This is a genomic window from uncultured Proteiniphilum sp., assembly GCF_937873925.1.
Classification (GTDB): Bacteria; Bacteroidota; Bacteroidia; order Bacteroidales; family Dysgonomonadaceae; genus Proteiniphilum.
Genome location: NZ_CALNAT010000221.1, coordinates 1 through 18,298 on the forward strand (window position 1 = coordinate 1; position 18,298 = coordinate 18,298).

The 18,298-nt window shown below is 42.4% G+C and carries 10 protein-coding genes and 2 pseudogenes; 1 reads left to right on the top strand and 11 read right to left on the bottom strand.

The window, feature by feature from the left end:
- From Q0502_RS14715 to Q0502_RS19070, 5 genes and pseudogenes are all read right to left on the bottom strand, one after another.
- A pseudogene (locus Q0502_RS14715) lies at positions 1-710 on the bottom strand (hypothetical protein); the annotation flags it as partial.
- Positions 711-748: 38 nt separating this feature from the next.
- Positions 749-2,668 (bottom strand): GxGYxYP domain-containing protein, encoded by a 1,920-nt coding sequence (locus Q0502_RS14720; protein ID WP_298652332.1) that lies wholly within the window; start codon positions 2,666-2,668, stop codon positions 749-751.
- A gap of 118 nt (positions 2,669-2,786) precedes the next feature.
- Positions 2,787-3,827 (bottom strand): aldose 1-epimerase family protein, encoded by a 1,041-nt coding sequence (locus Q0502_RS14725; protein WP_298652256.1) that lies wholly within the window; start codon positions 3,825-3,827, stop codon positions 2,787-2,789.
- Complete coding sequence (locus Q0502_RS14730) at positions 3,824-5,635, bottom strand: glycoside hydrolase family 38 C-terminal domain-containing protein (protein WP_298652260.1); 1,812 nt, start codon at positions 5,633-5,635, stop codon at positions 3,824-3,826. Before Q0502_RS14730 ends, Q0502_RS14725 begins: the two co-directional genes overlap by 4 nt.
- Before the next feature lie 63 nt (positions 5,636-5,698).
- Positions 5,699-6,325: pseudogene (locus Q0502_RS19070) on the bottom strand (hypothetical protein); the annotation flags it as partial.
- Between Q0502_RS19070 and Q0502_RS14735 the strand changes: the two are divergent.
- Complete coding sequence (locus tag Q0502_RS14735) at positions 6,221-6,448, top strand: hypothetical protein (RefSeq protein ID WP_298652262.1); 228 nt, start codon at positions 6,221-6,223, stop codon at positions 6,446-6,448. The pseudogene Q0502_RS19070 and the gene Q0502_RS14735 sit on opposite strands and share 105 nt — an antisense overlap.
- A gap of 17 nt (positions 6,449-6,465) precedes the next feature.
- Here Q0502_RS14735 and Q0502_RS14740 read toward each other — a convergent pair whose 3' ends face one another.
- The 6 genes from Q0502_RS14740 to Q0502_RS14765 all read right to left on the bottom strand — a co-directional run bounded on the left by Q0502_RS14740 (position 6,466) and on the right by Q0502_RS14765 (position 18,225).
- Positions 6,466-7,857 (bottom strand): hypothetical protein, encoded by a 1,392-nt coding sequence (locus tag Q0502_RS14740; protein ID WP_298652264.1) that lies wholly within the window; start codon positions 7,855-7,857, stop codon positions 6,466-6,468.
- 72 nt (positions 7,858-7,929) lie between these two features.
- Positions 7,930-9,843, bottom strand: coding sequence for a glycoside hydrolase family 2 TIM barrel-domain containing protein (locus tag Q0502_RS14745; RefSeq protein ID WP_298652266.1), 1,914 nt, complete (start codon positions 9,841-9,843; stop codon positions 7,930-7,932).
- A 171-nt stretch (positions 9,844-10,014) separates the two neighbouring features.
- Entirely contained in the window at positions 10,015-11,787 is a 1,773-nt protein-coding gene (locus Q0502_RS14750; RefSeq protein WP_298652269.1) for a GxGYxYP domain-containing protein, read from the bottom strand.
- 84 nt (positions 11,788-11,871) lie between these two features.
- Positions 11,872-13,071 carry a DUF3823 domain-containing protein gene (locus Q0502_RS14755; protein ID WP_298652271.1) on the bottom strand — a complete coding sequence of 400 codons (1,200 nt, stop codon included), beginning with the start codon at positions 13,069-13,071 and terminating at the stop codon, positions 11,872-11,874.
- A 17-nt stretch (positions 13,072-13,088) separates the two neighbouring features.
- Complete coding sequence (locus Q0502_RS14760) at positions 13,089-15,002, bottom strand: RagB/SusD family nutrient uptake outer membrane protein (RefSeq protein ID WP_298652274.1); 1,914 nt, start codon at positions 15,000-15,002, stop codon at positions 13,089-13,091.
- Positions 15,003-15,108: 106 nt separating this feature from the next.
- Positions 15,109-18,225, bottom strand: a complete 3,117-nt coding sequence (locus Q0502_RS14765; RefSeq protein ID WP_298652278.1) for a TonB-dependent receptor — start codon at positions 18,223-18,225, stop codon at positions 15,109-15,111.
- Positions 18,226-18,298 lie beyond the last annotated feature (73 nt).

An 18,298-nucleotide genomic window follows, 5' to 3' on the forward strand; every position in this document is an offset into this window, starting at 1 on the left:
TTGACCTCATCAAAATTCCATCCGGGAATTTCATTATATAAATTTTGTTTTGCCTGTTCTACGCTGATATAGGAAATACCGTATTTAAAGCGTACGGTCTTCGCGTTTTGACCGATTCTCAATAATGCATGTTTCTTTTCATTGTCTTTGTACCGGATATCCTCGATATCCACATCCGTTTCAGCATATAAGTATGCTTTCATCCCCTGAAAATGATCGGTTCCGGTAATCACTCTTTTGCCTACCTGCAATTCTCCTTCACCGTTGAGAATGCCCAAACGAAAAAAATTCTGATCATTCTCCGCAAAAGTCACCTGAAAGATCGCACTTCGTGCCGCGGTGGTAAATTCAATCACATCATTTTTCACTTCCGATGTTACCTGGTAGTAATAGGGGGTGGTCTGTTCCGTTTCTATGGTGAACTTTTTATCCCATACACCCGATTCACCGCTTACGGGTAAAAACTGAAAAACATACGCAATCCGGTGAGAAGCCACATTCAAAGGGAAGTAGCGGATCTGGTCATCCAACTGATCATTTTTCATAGGATAGGACCTTAACATACAGTTGGGCAACTGGACGGTCGGCCGTGTTGGCTGTAAGATAAGACCCACGCCACCGATCGTCGGGTCGACATACGACAAATTGGACTGAGCATATATAAGTGTTGTAAGGAACAACAGGATAAAAATCAGATAATTTTTAATCATATTTTTGAATGTTTTATCGATATATATTGCCATTGTTTTCATTCTTCATTCGAATTAAAGGTACCATTCGAAATGCTATTTTGATTTTCTGTATTCAATATTCCACTCGCTGCATCGGGATGTTGCTGAAGCCAGATACGGTATAATTCAAAAAAGGTCGGGGCATCCAACAATTCAATGTTCGGATTGATTTTACCCAATTCATCCATTACTTCTACGTACCATCCGGGGGTTTTCAAAATGTTGCGGAACCAGTGAAAAGGTATCGGACGATCTGCCACCCGTTGTGCAATACGGTGTGCCCCTTCTTTCGGTTCCTGCTGAATATCTTCATCCGACCGCAGCACCGGCATATTCCCATGCAACAGCGTTAACGGTACTTTCTGGGGGATAATACCATTCGGGCTGAACGACGCATAACAATCCAATCCTTTTTGAGATAATCCCGGCGCATGGCCGTCGATAACAAAACCGGTTATACTTAGTCCCCATTTTTCATAGAAGGGTTTACAATGATTTGCCCATGCATCCAGTCCGCATGGCAATCCGGATATATCCCGTGGCTCCTGAAGCATTCCCGGCATCAGATAACCAGCGCCATTGTCGGCTGCAACGAAATAATCGTTAGGCGTGGCCGTTTTACGGAAATTGTGCATAACCATGGGAGCACGTCGGTCCAGGACAGGGCTTATCGCCCACATCAAAGGTAATTTTCCCCTGTCCGGATGATCCCATATCGTCGGTGTACGCTGTGTGATCCATGACGAAGCATCGTAATCGCCCACATAGAATATCATAAATTCCCGGTTTTCACAATCTACTTTTCCGTCTTCCGTGAGGTAACCACGTTTTTTCAATTCATCCTGTGTCACCCATTTTTGCGCGTATTTCTCTTCCAATGGAAAATGTTGCCAGAACGAAGCGTTTGCCAATGCACCGTAACCGATGGCATCGGCATCTTTGAATGCATTATACGCGCTAATGATACGGCTGAACTCCCATTCGGTAGGCACATCGTCATGACTACCTCCTGCATGCATGGTATATTTAAACGCCCATGCAGGAAATCCCCCGATATGGCACATTTTTTCGCCTTTATTCAACCTGTAAGCTTCAGAAAGAAATTCTTTAAGAGTGGCTAAATCTGTTCCAACAGCTTGTTCCGGGTCATCCGTTGCGGGTTCATCCTCCCAAGGTGAAAGGTCAAAGAAAAATGCCCGTTTACTGACAAAGAAATCATGGTTTGTCAGTGTATGGTGATTGACGACAGTCGCCTGTGGGTTCTCCCTCCATTTCTGATCGATATAATAGGCTCCAAATTTCCCATTGCACCGGTTCGTTTTCATGTAATTTTCGATAAACCAGATATAGGGATCGTTTTTAATGGAACCGGTTGATTTCCTGTTTGTACCGGGAATATCGCCCTGCCCGCTAAACAAGGGTGTGCCGTCTTCATGGATTAACCATACTTTCACAGGTAGTTTCGGACCTTTAGCGACTAAACGGTCGTACAGACTGCCCGGAGATTTATCGTAACGAATCGCGATCAGATTCTCAATTCCGGCAACGGCCGAAGCGACATTGCTGGTGGCCGCTATATCCGAATCGTAGACGACCACTCCGTCAAAATCGTTTTGATAGGCCTCGATCAATGTGACGATATCATTGTACACGATCGTATCTTTTCCGTGCAGCCACTCGCCCGGCTGTCTGTATTTATTCCACCAGTAACTGTCGATCTCAATCCCCGATTCCACAACATAATTGACAAACAGTCGGGGTTCTTCGCGGTTGACAACTCCCTGAAGTGTAGATATAGTATGTATGTCGTCCCAAAGGGAAAGCACTTGACCTTTGTCTTTGAGGTCATAAGTAAGCGTATATTTCAGGTCGAACATGCCGATCCCGCCAGCACCCTCTTTTTTGCAGGAAACAATGGAGAACAATACAATTAGTATCCAGAATATTTTCTGATTCACTACATATAAACCTGAATATGTGTGCTTACTTAAGGTAAAAAATTTGTAATTATTCCTTTCAATTATTGTCACTATTATCCGGCGAAAGCCAGAGTTTTCATTTAATTGCTTTTGAAAAATGCTGTATTTCTTCAACTCCGGCCAATATTTCGATCGTAAGGTCAAAACGACGCACTTCTCCCGGTTCCATATAATCGATAACGTTGGCGTTTCGTAAGGCTGTCCGCCCGTCAACAAAACAATTACAAGGTTCAAGCCCCATCACGTATTCGCCTTCCCCCATCTGCTTCCATTGGGTAAAATTAAACAGTTGGTTCTTATTAAATCGGATAACAAGCCCCAGTCCCAATTTTTCGTTTACCAAAGATACCGCTGTATTTCCGTCACTATCTGCCTTCAAATCGTGGTAGAATACTTGTTCCCTATAATTACGGGTCGGTTTCTGACAACGATCCCAAAATTCGATACCTGCTTTGGCATCGCCGTCGCGGGGCGTGACATGGACTGAAGGGACGATAAGATAAGCATTTTCGTCAAGTAACGGATAACCCACATTAAAATGAAAGAGCAACATCAGTGCTTCCCTGCGGAAACCTTCATTCCGTACCGTATTACGAATTTCTATCTTGTTTTCACCGTATCGACAAATTATTTCCCTGTGCAACAAAAGGTTTTCACCGAACACGCAGGCTTCTCGCATCGTTCCTCTTATTCTTATTACCGGACTTTCGTTGTCATTTTCAACTACTGCACTTACGTCTTCGGCGGCTATATTAGAGATCCGCCCGTGTTGTGTGAAAAAATCCTCTCCAGCGGCACTAGATGGTCCTACATTTCTCAATCCACAAGTGGTCAACATACCAGAATAAAAATTTCGGAGAAAACCATTACCATCCCTTTCGTAATAAAATGGCGATACAATTCCAGTCTTACTTAGATAACTGCAATTGATACCCCTGAACGACAGTGCGGCGAGATCTAAGCAACGGTCTTGAAGTATAGTAAATTCCAAACCGCTGCCACTACGGATGTCAAAAGCACGGACACCGTTATCACGCCCGTTAGTTAGCATATAATGTTTAATACCAAAGAGTTGTCTGTAGTCGCCTACATATCTTAATAATTCACGCTTAGTCATCTTTTTATTCCTATTGTAATGATTTCATACGGTTTCAGCGAAACTCTCAGCGAGTCGTTACTCAGCACGGGCGTTTTGGCGCCTTTCAGCGGGTTTTCGAGCAGGTCAAGCACGGTTGCCTTACCAGCTTTTACAGGCAGTTGCAGTGTGGCATCGGTTGCTTTTCCTTCTGTTTCATAAATCCTTACGACAAGCATTGTGCCGTCTTCCGACTGCTTGACACCTGACAGCATCACATTGGCAGGCGCAAGTGATAAAAATGACATCTCCTCAGGACGATTGGCATTTTTGGAAACGCCTGTTGAGCGTGAAAGTGGTTCAATAGCATAGACCGGGACATTGAAATCATCACCTTCATTCCATATTTCAGGTGAGAGTCCACCTTCATGGGGCAGTAATGCGTAACGTACTTTAAACTTTCCTATATTAGGATAGATGTCTGGTTCTCCTGCCGAGCGGAATAGTGAGAGGCGTAGGTTGCCATCTTTAAACGAGTGTCCGTACTTGGAAGCATTAAGCAGAGCTATACCGGCTTTGTCGAGACTCAGATCAACCCATTTTTGAGCAGGCACTTCCTGACCGTCGTTAAGGGTGCGTCCATGTTCAGCGCTGCCGTTATGTTCGCCGAAAGAATGGGTAGTTGTACGATCCGAAGCATAAAAAGGTGTGTGGCACATAAATTTAGGATTTTTCATTGCTATTGGGAAAATTGCCCTCAACATTGGTGTGTCGTTGTATGGGCTATTAGTTTCGAGCCAATGTGCTTCAACTTCATATTCTATACGTGGATGCGACTTGTAAATAATGGTGCGGATGATAAATTTAGATTTACCCCACATCTTGACGGCCTCTATGGTAGCGCGCACAGGTCCGTTCTCAGCTATGCGAACGCTTTTGACGTCGGTAACCTCATCTTCAGCCTGAACCTTGTTGAGCCACCATGCTTTCATCTCGCCGCGTCGATCTTCAAGGTATATCTGCAGACGATTCATCTCCCAGCCAGGACGCACATATTCGGTACCGGTCCGTTTGTCGAAAAGGCTGATAATGTTTCCGTTTTGCATATTGATTTTCACCTTGTAATAGTCTGTTTCAAAGGTATTGTCGGCAAAGGGGATAGGCTTGTTGTAGTCGCCGGTTTTGGTAACGTCAACGTAGAAGGTGCGGTAACCGCCTGCGGGCATATCATCAACGATGAAGCGCACTTTGCTCTCCCACAGCGGTGGGGTACGTTTACTGTAAACTATCTGCGCTGGATAGGTTTTACCTGTACCATCGCTCACGAGTACGGTCGCAACCGGAGATTTGTCGGCAAGGCGGATGTTGGCGGCGCCATAATAATCGCCCCAAGGGTTGCCCTGAATACTTACGGGCAGGTCGTAGGAATAGACCGTCGCTTCGACTATTTTTTTGCCTCCAACCGGTTGCTGGTTGAACGCCACAACAGGCTGTCCCTTGTCTGTTTTGAACTTTATATCATCAGTGATGCCATAAAAGGCTTTGTTACGCAGGGCTTCGGCTTTCCATTGCACGTCCATATACTTGGCGTGCGCCTCTTTGTTAGCCTCATAGATAGCCGATCCGGGCAGAATGTCATGGAACTGATTGAAGGTTACAGTGCGCCACATCTCGCACAACTCGTCGGCGGGGTATTTGGCGCCGTCGAGCCAGCGCAGCGTGCTCAACAGTTCGGAGCTATAGAGCAGGTTTTCGCAGTTGCGGTTGCCCTCTTTGGTGTCGGCAACGGTGGTGTAGCAGCCCTCAAAGATGAACTGCATCTCGCCACGGTGCGTGGGACGACCGTCCATCTTCGGCTCCATCGTGCGGAAGTACTGTTCGGCAGTAGCAAAGACATAAGCGGGCTTAGACGGGTCTTTGTCAAACTCGTGCGCCTTGTTGATGTCGTTACGTGTTGGGCCACCGCCGTGGTCTCCCTCTCCAACAGGCTGGAATATAAGGCGTTTTCCAGGAGCAAACACATCCAGCTGATCTTTAAGCCCTTCGTGTACCGTTCCATTATAATCCTCATTAGTGTATGCGAGAATGCGGGTCGAATCGGGTCCTATCCACCAATATGGTCCGTTTGTGGGGCTACAGCGCATGTGGTAGAAATAGTTCATTCCAGCGAGTCGGAGCAGTTGCGGCAGTTGTGCTACGTGTCCGAAGTTGTCGGGAAGCCAGCCAACACGGGCAGTGCGTCCGAAGTGCTGCTGAAAGTAGCGTTGTGCCTGCAAGAACGAGCGGCACAGCGCCTCACCCGACGAGAGGTTAGTATCACCTTCCGTCCACATACCACCAACAGGTTCAAGCCTCCCTTCGGCTATATACTTCTTAATCAACTCAAAAGTACGTGGGTCGTTCAGTTCCACAAAATGGTAAACAGCAGCCTGACTTTGCAGCATAGTGTAGTCGGGAAACTCCTTCATAAAGGCTACTGCCTGCCGCAAGTTATCCACCGCCATCTTTTGCGTTTCGGCGGTTTTCCACAGCCAGTTCATATCCTGATGGGCATGCCCGATAAGCATAATGGTGTCTTGTTTCGTGGGAATGCCCGTCCCGGCAACCTTTTTTCTGGGAGTACCAGCATACAGGTTTATACAAGTATAACCTGCAATCAGTAACAACAGTACATTTCTCTTCATTTTGGTTTATTTTGTTTGGTTATGGTATAAACATTTTCGTTTTTATCAATAACTTTTATCCTATGCAACCAATACCCCCAATACTGGTCTACAAATTTCATTACTCTTTTTGGGGACCAATCACTGTTATACAAACTGAAGCTTCCATTCGAATCGTTCGTCACACTTACAAATTCCCATCCAAACCGGGTACCTTGAGTCAATGTATTTTCCAGAATTGACTCCAGTTCACTCTCTTTGAAATGGACAAAATCACTTCCGTTAAAAGTCATGTGTTCCGCGATCACCCAATCTCTTCCTGTCGCTTTTTTTACCTGCCATACCCGGTCGTACGCTTTTTGATTGGGTTTATTATCCGGAAAATACCAGGTCCAGTTTACCTGGATGATATTTGCGGCTGCAAGATGCGTTAAGAACTCAACCGGATCTCCCATCCTTAATGGTTGTTCATTTTCATTTGCATCCAAATAATCCACTGCAACATATGCTTTTTCTCCGGCTATTTCCCGGTATGCAGCCGCATCCTCATTGACCCATCTGGCAAGAAACTGTGCCCTGAACTTATTCCATGTTGGATTCGTAATAAATGATGCGGGAACAGGAAAGATTGAAGGCATTTCCGATTCGGCATCGGTCAGATGATTCACCTCTCTCCACTGATTATATTCATCGTGGGCGGCCTCGCTGTAACAGAGGGCTATGGCTCCCATATACTGAGGTTCAACTGTAGTTTCGAAATACAATATTTTCCGGGTATCAATCCCTTTTGCCAGACTTTTGATGAATGTATGGGCTGTCGTCCTGTATCCCGGATGAAAGATCGAAACCACTTTCGACCCGAATCCGTATTCGGTATCGGTAACTTTTTCACCTTTTTCATTGATTGCAAAGGCATCCGGATATAATTCCCAGAAACCTTCGGGAATTGTGCCTCCTCCGACAGCATAGGTTTCAACCGAAAGACAAGGGTACATCCCTTTTGCATAGATTGCGTCGATCAACTTAGCGAGAGGTTCAATCGACTTGTCCGTAATACCATCCCCATCAGTGTCAAAATGGTGCCAATAGCAATTCAGCTCAATCGTATTGAAATACTTATTTCGCAGTATGTTTAAATTGGAAATAAGCCTTTCAACTTGCTCCGCGTCAGAAAAATCAATTAACGGTTTGGCAATCTTCAGAAAGACCCATTCTCCGTCTAAATAGAATTTCCCGTCTTCTATTTTCCAAAGATTATAATCCACTATCGGATTCGGATTAATAGCAGGATTCGGATAGTCTGCTTTTGTCAATTCTTTCTGCTTATCTATTACATCTCTATCATTACATGCACCGAAGGAAACATGAAACAAAGCAATGAGCAGGATAATTAATTTTTGAAAACTCATAAGACGAAGTTTTATTTTAAGTTATCTGGTTTTGTTAGTTTAAACAGCATTAAGAATATGCAATGAAGACATTTAGTCAAATTTTAAATATGAATTATCTTTCCACATCTTACTCAACTCGGCAGCGACAGGTTTCGGATTACCATCAAAATCGATGAGTGAAGTATTGATCATGCACGGATAACTATCATGTCCCATCCAGATAATAAATCCGCCACAAGCAGGAAATCTGTCTTTACTTTTTTTCAACGCAAGGGTGAGTCCTTCTGTTTGTCGATTTTGGCTCCAATCGACGTATTCATTTATGTTTTCGAGATTTTTTCCGGTTTGTTTATATTCGTCCCATTGAAGCCACCAGCTAACGTTACGCCACAACGGATTATCCATGCTTGCAGGAAGTAAATGAAAATCCCCCTTATACTTATTCATTGCTTCAACTGACATGGCACCCGGAACACCTACTTCAGAACGAAACATCGCATCATCTTTATTCCAATAATCTTCAACGGCAATCATGGTTTTATCTTGTTCCGTATACGGCAAATCCCATGGACCGTGTACATCCCAATTCTTACCGGTTCCAAACGTACTTTGATTTCCATAAATGCTGGGGCCGGAAGGACTGGCTTCAACGAACCGTCTCGCAGGGTCAAGCAGAGAAACGATATCTTTCATCGCTTTAATCATCACATGTTTGTCGGTTATAGGGGCCACATCATTCCGTTCATACAATTCATTTCCCCCACACCATAAGAGTAAACTGGGATGGTGATGCAAGCGTTTCACGTAATGCGTCGCTATTTGTGAGATCATGTACACTTCCTGAAATCCTTCCGGGGGATAGTTATCCAGTCCGGATGAACTTAACGGGAAATCCTGCCAGATAAGAATACCCATTTCATCACATAAATCATACAACCACGTTTTCTCAGGAAAACCACCTCCCCAAATACGGATGGTATTTACTCCCAGATCCTTATACATTTGCAATCTCAGCCTGTAATCTTCCTCTGTAAGGTCTGCGAAGTTCGGACGTATGGGTGTCCAGTTGACTCCCTGGATAAAGAATGGCTGACTATTCACACTGCATATCCAGGGATCGGCTTCGGCAGGGGCTCCTTCGCATGGGAGCCAGTCAATTGTACGGAACCCGATCCGTTTGGTTTCCTGCTGAATTTCATTGCCGTCAGGATCTTTAAGCGTTATCGTCAAAAGGTATAATGGTTGCTGTCCAAGTCCGTTAGGCCACCAGCGTTTTATTTTCAGGTTACTCCAATCTTTTTTCTCTTCGATCTCCCTTACCGGGAAGTTTTCATTGATAAGTTTCTTTTCCGACTCATCGGAAAGAGTGACATTTACCTGTCCTGACCAGGCCAAATTATTAAATTTCGCAGAAACCGATAATGCACCCATATCTTTCGTACGGTCTGCCGAAGAAGATACCTTCAATCCGTCGAACTTCATCTGACTGTCTTTTACCGTCTCGATAAGAATATCGTCCCATATACCTATCTGTACAATTCTTGCCATCCAATCCCAACCATAATTAAATCTCGGTTTCCAATCAGTAATCCGTGAAGTCCATCCGATTTGGGCTAGATTTTGAGGCGGGCATTCAAAGATGAAAACAATGTTATTATTACTCTCTTTAAGATAGGGACTGATCAAAAAACTATATGGTACAAACGCGTTATCGAATCTTCCGGCTTCATGCCCGTTAATCATCAGTATTCCTTTGTAGTCTAATCCGTGGCATCTCAAAAATATTTTTTCATTCTCATCAGCTTTGATTTTGTCGGGAAGTTTTGCCATGACAAGCCATTCACGATTCTCGATCCACTCTATCTTTCTACTATTCACACCGACATTCCAATCTTCTATCACCCCTGCTTTTTTCAACGCATTCTGAACTGATCCGGGAACTGTCATTGGCAAATCCGAATGTTCTGCCCAACTACCGGAAAATTGTTCAAAATTAAAATTCATTCTCCAAACATTTGGTCGATAGCACCATAAGCGCCAATCTAATGAAGATGCATCAAATATACTCCTATTTAAATTATCCCCATTAATAGAGTTGCCATATATTTTTAGAGTGAAAAGAAAGCTAATAAACAAAAAACACAACAACTTTATTTTTCTCATTGTAATCCCAATTTAATTGTTACCCTGATTGTAGGTTGTCTTAAAAAAATGGAAGAAATTATAAGCATCAATAACTTCGATATCCAAATCAGGTCTTATTTCTTTTAGCCTGTTTATGGCTAAAATTACCTGATTCGGACTCGTCCATACTATTCTGAAAAAATAATAGGTAGGAGTTTGTCCGTTGGATGCTGGTATTGAAACGGACATCTCTTGGGCTGTTTGCTCCGCATTATAAAAATTAGCGACGTTATTAATTAACTCAATCACTGGCATTCCCTTCCAAATATGGGGTTCGGGCAATTTTCCGCCGGCATTTTGAAAATCAATGACAATAGTAGCAAATCCGTCAGGCGAGAATTCAACAAAAGCATCTTTTACCGCCGGTGAGGGTTCATCGGTATCGAGTACCATCGGGGACAAAGAAATATCCCATTGTTCGTAAAATTTTTGGTTATGACTGACAAACAACGGCAGATACGCCGGATCAATACGATTGGGATTCATATAACCTGCTGCGCTTGCATCTGCAGCAAAAAAGTCATTGTCGGTTTTTGTTTCATATAAATACTGCATGATATCGGGATAAGATTCAGACAGATTCGGATTAATTCCCCATAGGAAAGGCATGTCGCCTCTTGCCTGATCGTCCCAATGTGCAGGCATAAATTCATATAACGGTGTTGCGGAGTCATAGTCGGCCATCAGAATGCTAATATAAGTTTTCCCGTTTTCCGGAGTATGTAACTGCGGACGCCCTTGTTGCATATTCTTTTGGGGTGCCTGTGAATGGATAGATTGATTGAAACAATTATGAGCAACCGTATTCTGATAACAGTTATACGGAGAAATCTGATAAACAGTCTCCCATTCGGTTGGAACCGGATCATGTTTACTCGGATAACCTTCTATATTACTGTATTTAGGAAAAGAAAAAAAACCTGCGACCTCAGTCATTTGTTGACCCTTGGTTAGCTTTAATACAGCTTCCAACATCAATTTATAGGTCTGTAAATCCGTTCCAAGTGCTTGTGCCGGATCATCCAACGGGGCTTCGTCTCCCCAGGGTGACAGGTCGTAAACAAATCCACGGTTATAGACCGCCCAATCCCTGGTAACGACATATCCCACATCTCCTTTATGGCGTGTCATGTAAGAATCTTCATACAGATATAACCAGTGCGGATTACAACGGCCTGTTTCCAGAAATTCCCTGATAGCCCAGCGGTAAGCATCGTTTTTCTTGCTACCTGTTTCCACACCTGTAAAAATACCCCTGAAATCCTTTATAACAGGCAGTTTCAATTTCTCTAAATATTTATTCGCCATGTCGGGGCTTAATACCAGAGCATTTTCGAGTCCGGCTAAAGTAGTCGCCACATTCATTGTAGCAGGCACATCCGTATCCCAAATGACCACTCCTTTCAATTTCGTTTTTGTTAACTCCAACAATTGTTCAAAAGAAGAAATGGGCACTTGTTCCTTTCCGGCTAACCAGCCTTTTGTCGTAAATTTATCAAGCCAATAAGATGGTTTATTCAATGCGTTGGATAAAACGTATAAATGTGTTCCGTCTCTGTTTAAAACGCCTTGGATACAAGCAACCGCCATAGCCTCATCATACGATGACATCGTAGAAGAGCCTTTTAGTGTGTATACATACATGGCATTTTCCGGTTTTTCCTGTATTGACGATGACGATACACTGCCTCTTTTATCGCATCCGGGAAGAGACAGGAATATCCCTGAAAGGAGGAAAGCAATGGAACTTGTGAAAAAATTCATAATACATGTATTTTATTAATATTTCAGATAGAAGCAGGTTCTAATTATGATTTTATACGATAATTAAAACCTGCCCGATCCGGCTCAATATTCTTCGTAGAATTTCATATTGTCAATTTTAATCTCAACAGGACCTTGCACATCAAGATGATAAATTCTGAAGAAATTAATAGCTGTAAGATCTATATTGCCGCCACTTACTTCGGCTTCTGAAAGTTTCAGTACAACTTTGTTCCATCCGTTTCTAAGACGAAGTTGACTCATAAAATTCCAGTGTAGTTCCTGGGAATCAGGATTACCGGAACTTGTGATCTCAATTTGTCCCGGCCAATCCCAATTAATAACGGAAACATCCGAGATATATAAATGAAACTGCAAGACGCCATATTCCAACCCGACATTTGCATTTACAGGTTGAGCAAAGTTTTTCTGAATAATAAATCCACCTCCGGACTGAAACTTGACGGAATGGTTTCCTTCTTGCGGGTTGTCTGAATCTAAAGCCGGACCACTATCACCCCCAGCCCATCCTTCTGTTAATTCGCATTTATCAAAAGAAGTACCTTCCGGCTCAATCTCTGGACTAATTTCTCCTACATTGATCAGTTGAGATGGTGCGTAATTGAACTTGGCACCGGCAATGCTGCTTACGGCTCCTATCCTGAAATAATACGATTGATTAGGTTTCAACAACGCAGTATTTCTTGCCACATTGATAACGACCTTGAAAGTCTCCTCTTCGGTAACTTGCCGATTAAGTGCTATTTCCGCTGCAATCAAATATACGGGCTCCCCTACAATTGACTGGCTGTGGGCATAGAGGCCAATTTTAGTAACAGCATCAGGAGTCGTCTGCTGAAGTCGGAAAGTTGCTATAATATTGTTACCTTCTTTTACAATCTGTGCATCTTTTACCCGGATATACGGTGTTACCCTGAAATCGAGTTTCGTATCTTTTCCGATTTTAACTTCCTGTTCATCTATTTGTGAAAAATTACGCTGGTCGGGTTGTACCGTATACGTATTTGAAAATAAAAGCGTATTAGCATATGTACCATCATTTTTCACCCTCAGGTATTGTGGAGAGACAGGATCATAACCATGTTCAATAATCTTGATTGTGGTTCCGTTGATTATGTCGGACTGGATAAGTTCATTCGTTTCGGAATCAATAATACTGCCCGTTAACGCTGCATCAGGATAATCATAATTATCCAATTCGCAAGAGTAGAATACGAACAACCCCAAAAAGACAGGCAGAAAATATAATTTTATTCGTTTCATAATATTTTTTTAGCTAATTAATACTGAGGATTTTGAATTAAATCATTAGAGCCGATTCCCGGTATAGGTCCGTAATACATCTTTCGGTCAAAAGAGAGCGGTATCGCCCGAATAATATATTTCCTGACAAAAATATATTTCGGAGGACTAACCTGCAGGTCCAATACCGGACATAAGGCTTTCTGGATTGTATTGTTAAATACTTCATGAAATTCTCTTCTCCGGATCAAATCCCACCAACGCTTATTTTCAAAAGCAAGTTCCACCCGTCTTTCACGCAAAACATTCTCTAATGTCAAAGGAATATCGGTAGTATGACCTGCTCTTTTTCTTGTTGCATTCAATGCTTCTTTGGCTGTAGCCTGGGCATTGTTATCGGTATAGCCGCTTTCAACAACCGCTTCCGCATAGTTTAGCAGAATTTCCGCGTAACGGAACTCCATCCAATCATTAGTCGAATAACCCAAATCCTTATTTCCATCAACCGGAGTGGGAGACAAAAACTTTTTGAAACTAAAACCGGTACGGGTCATTTCTGCCAAATGTTGCTGATCAAAACCCGAATATTCTTTCCATGCATCTGCGCCAAAGGTATGATAAGTAACCCCATCAACAACAATAGACGCCTTATCCGCTTCAATCACAGGTGTACCGTCGGGTTGTATGTATCCGGCCTGAATATTAATTGTTACGCCTTTCCATTCTGTTCCGGGCAACACAACCGTTGACCACAAACGGGCATCTTTATCTTTAAAGATATCATATGACGTATCAAAATGTAAATATGATTTATCTTTACTATACCCGTTGTAGTCATTGATATTTCCGTCTACTGTAGTAACAATAGGAGCATCATAACCGGGATTTGAATAGCTTTCATATGTGTCGACCAATTCTAATGTCGGATTCATCCTTCCCGGATGGGGAGCCCCATCTGCTGTTTGATTCGGATTATACCAAAAATCCATACTGTGTCCGCTTCCCGGTTTTCCATATCCGTAAACCAGGATTGCTTCTTCCGGCGCAACATTCGGATCCTGAAAAAGCTTTAACAAGTTATCAATTGCTTCATCTACTGATGCGGGATTCGCTTTATAAAGTCCGTGTACTCCTCCATCCATTATGGCTTTGGATGCTTCTATACAGAGTTTATAATAATGATCCGCAAGTGAAGGATCCATACCCACTAGGCCTTGTAAAACAGCTTCTCCAGAAAACGTTGCTTTGTTCCAATACTTGGCAACCGATGCCGCATGAAGAGCAGCCCTGGATTTTAAGGCATAAGCAGCCCACTTCGTGGCTCTTCTTGAGTCACTTCCACTACGGGTTGAAGGTAAATACTTTATGGCTTCGTCACATTCTGACATTACAAAATCCCATGTATCCTTTTCAGTACTTCGAGGTACTTTCAGTGATTCTATGTCCGATGTGTATTCCTGGTATTCTGCAATGATAGGTACTCCTCCATACCGTTTGGCCAGTGCATAATAACCAAAAGCCCTCAAAAAATATGCTTCACTGAGTAATTCGTTTTTCTTCTCTTCATTGAGAGATGCAATGTTGGGTATTTCCCTTATCAACAGATTAACGTCCCTATTAAACTTATAGCCGGCATCCCACCATGGGAAGTTTTCACCATCTACCAGATGGTTGAATTCAGAATTAACGGCGTTTCCTGCCTGGGCATCCGGATGAATACCCACCGTATTAACCAAACCCGTGTGGAATCCTATCCGGTTATAGGTAAAATCCTCAAAAGGAGCCTGATAATATAAATTAGCCAAATAAACACGGATACCGTCTTCATTAGCAAGTAACACTTCCGAACTTACCTTGTTTAAAGGTTGAAGGTCCATTATATCGTTACGACAAGATGTAAACAATAACAGAGTAACTGATATAATCAACAATAGTATATTTGTTTTTCTCATACGATTATAAATTTCTATTTGAACTAACATGGGATTTAAATAGGATAATTCCACTTTCTTATGGTGTAGACCCAAAATACACCTTTCTGTATTTCGTTCCATAATATTAAAATGTAAGATTAATTCCTATGTTAAAACTCTTGTTCAAAGGATATACCCATCCTGTATTCAGTGAACCTTCTATTCGTTCCGGATCAAAAGGTTTGACAAATGGGTCGCATAGGGTCAATAAGTTATATCCATTTAAGTAGATACGAAGGTCCTGAACTCCTAACGGATCGAGAGAAGTAGAAGGAAGACTGTATCCTATTTCCAATGATTTCAATCGGACATATGATGCATCTTTTCTCCATACCGAACTTTCATGGTACATAGCTCCTACATCCGGTTGACGTCTTATTGCCGGCCATTCTCCGGCAACCCATTCGCTGTTCGGATCATAAGGATCCGATAAATGCCATCTGTCATAGAAGTATGCCGGCATATTACCGTCATTCCATAGCATAGTCGCATAATTGTGCGTAAACCTGACGGAATACTTTGCTGAACCTTGCCAGAGCATATTAAAATCAAAATTTCTATATCTCGCATTGAAAATCAAGCCGTAATACATTTTGGGATTTCCTCCCCACGCCTGAGGTATAACATCATTACCATCTATTACGCCATCATTATTCACATCCCTGTATTGAAAGTCTCCGGGTAATTCAAGGCTGTTTCCCAAAGTTCCGTCTTGAATCGGAGCATTGATGATGTCTTCTTCAGACTGAAATTGTCCGATATAATCATACATCCATACCACATCGCTCCATCGTCCGTTTTGTCCGTTCCTCCAACGATCCATACTGTTTACAAATGGTCCTCGTTCCGCGTAGACTACCATCGTACGGGCGAAATTAAAGTTTGCACTGACATTGAAATTAAAATCCCTGGTCACCTGTTTTCCATAACCTACGGCAAATTCAATTCCCCTGACGCGGTCCTTGTTCAAATTTTCCTGCGGAAGACTGGCCCCAAAAGTATTGGGTAATGTTGCATTGCGGTAAGCCAACAAACCGCTTCGATCACGTTGATAAACGTCAAATTCAACTTTTACCTGATTATCAAAAAGTCCTAAATCAAAGCCGACATCTTTGATATTTGATTTATACCATGTGAGTGCTTCATTTACTACTCCAGGAGCAGAAGCACCACTTGTCCATGATCCGTTTACAAATTCATACCCTCCGGAGTTTAAAGAAAATCCCCCTACATGCTGAAAAGGACTTCCGGCATCCTCACCTACCAGGCCGTACGATCCCCGTAATTTTAAATTGGATACAAACGGAACATTTTCTTTAAAAAATGGCTCTTCTGATATCCGCCATCCCCCCGAAAAAACAGGGAAAAATCCCCATCTTCTATCCGGATGATACCGATATGATCCGTCATACCTTGCCGCTAATTCAACCAAATATTTACCCATATAATCATAAGTCAATCGCCCTAAAAGCGAACGAAATCCGGACATATCTTCCATTCCACTGGTCCTTTGGTTATTGTCATCCCCCATATCGATCTGGTCAATTGTGTAAAACTGGAATTCTCTTTGTAGTCCAGCAGAACGCGACCAGCCATTACGCTCTTCATATACGCCGGTGACCCCAATATTATGTTTATCCGCAATTGTTTTCTTATAGTTCAGATGGGCCTGTAGAGTAATTCCGTTTCCATCTGACCAGCCATTATGAAGTGTTGTCGGATGACCGTAAAGAAATGGAACATAGGTATCATTTGTCTGATCATAAGTATACATGGTAAAACTCTTATTCAAAGATTTGGAATAACTGTTTCCATGTTCGTAATAGGCGACACCTTTAAGTTGCATCCCCTCAACGAAAGGGACGTCATAGATTAATGAAACAGATGATTTAAAAGACTTATTGACACCCTTTGTATAACCGACCAAATCGGGGTCAGAGGTAATGACCGGATTATAGGCCTGTCCGTCATATACATAAGCAGGATATTCAGGGTTGTTATTTGCGTACGGTGTATGGATGGGTAATTCTGAAATTGTACCTCTGATAATATCATAGAAACTCCACCTTGAACCATCTTTTTCATCATACCATCCGGATAAATCTATTTCTGACGTCAGGTATTTACTTAAACGTGCTGTCACATTCGAACGAATGGAATATTTTTCATAATTGATAGCATTTGACTTTAATAATCCGGGGTCTTTTGTATAGCCGAAACTGGCATAATAGCTGACCTTCTCTGTACCTCCCTGTACTGAAAAGGTATGTTGCTGCTGCATGGCAGATTTTTTCATTGTTTCATTATACCAATCAACACTTTCATAGCCTTCCGCTCCCTGACGCCATTTTTCCACTTCTTCTTTTGAATAAATAGGAGCTAATCCCATATTCACTGCCGCATCATTTCGCATCACAATCCATTGGTAAGCATTTGCCATCTTCGGCATTTCTGTAGGAGTACTAAAACTAATTGCCCCATTATATTGAAATTTAGCTTTGCCTTGTGTTCCTCGTTTTGTGGTTACCAGAATAACCCCGTTTGCGGCATTCATACCGTAAATGGCTGCAGCCCCATCTTTGAGTATGGTAACATTTTCAATATCATCCGGATTTATTCGTTGAAATTCGGCCCCGCTTACACGGGTGGTACCATCAATGATAAATAAGGGAGAACCAAAACCACGTATATTAATCATCGCATCATAATCACCTGGTGCCCCCGTATTTTGGCGAATCTGCAACCCGGGGATCTTCCCTTGTAACCTTTGTGCCAGACTGGTATGCGTTGTCGTTAAAATCTCTTCATTTTTAATAGTACTGATTGCAGCTGTAAGATTCCCTCTTTTCTGGATACCATATCCTATAACAACAATTTCTTCCAACGCCTTGGTATCTTCCTGCAAGATTATATCAATTCTACTCCTACCATTCACATAAATCGTTTGAGTTACCATGCCTATATATGATATCTCTAATGTAGCATCCGAAGGTACATTAAGCAAAACAAAGAAACCATCGGTATCAGTAACTGTTCCGATAGTTGCATCTTTTACCTGAACGGTTACTCCAATCAACGATTCTCCTTTTGTATCAGTAACCGTACCTTTTATAGTAAGGGTCTGTGCTGATACACACAAAGAGAGTGCCCACATTGCAGTAAACAAAACTCCTTTCACTAGATTTAAAATTTCTTTTTGCATTTCATTCTCATTTGTTTAGATTAAAAATTTGATTTATGGTTGTTTTCGGACTTTTTGTCCTCTTTTCCCACTT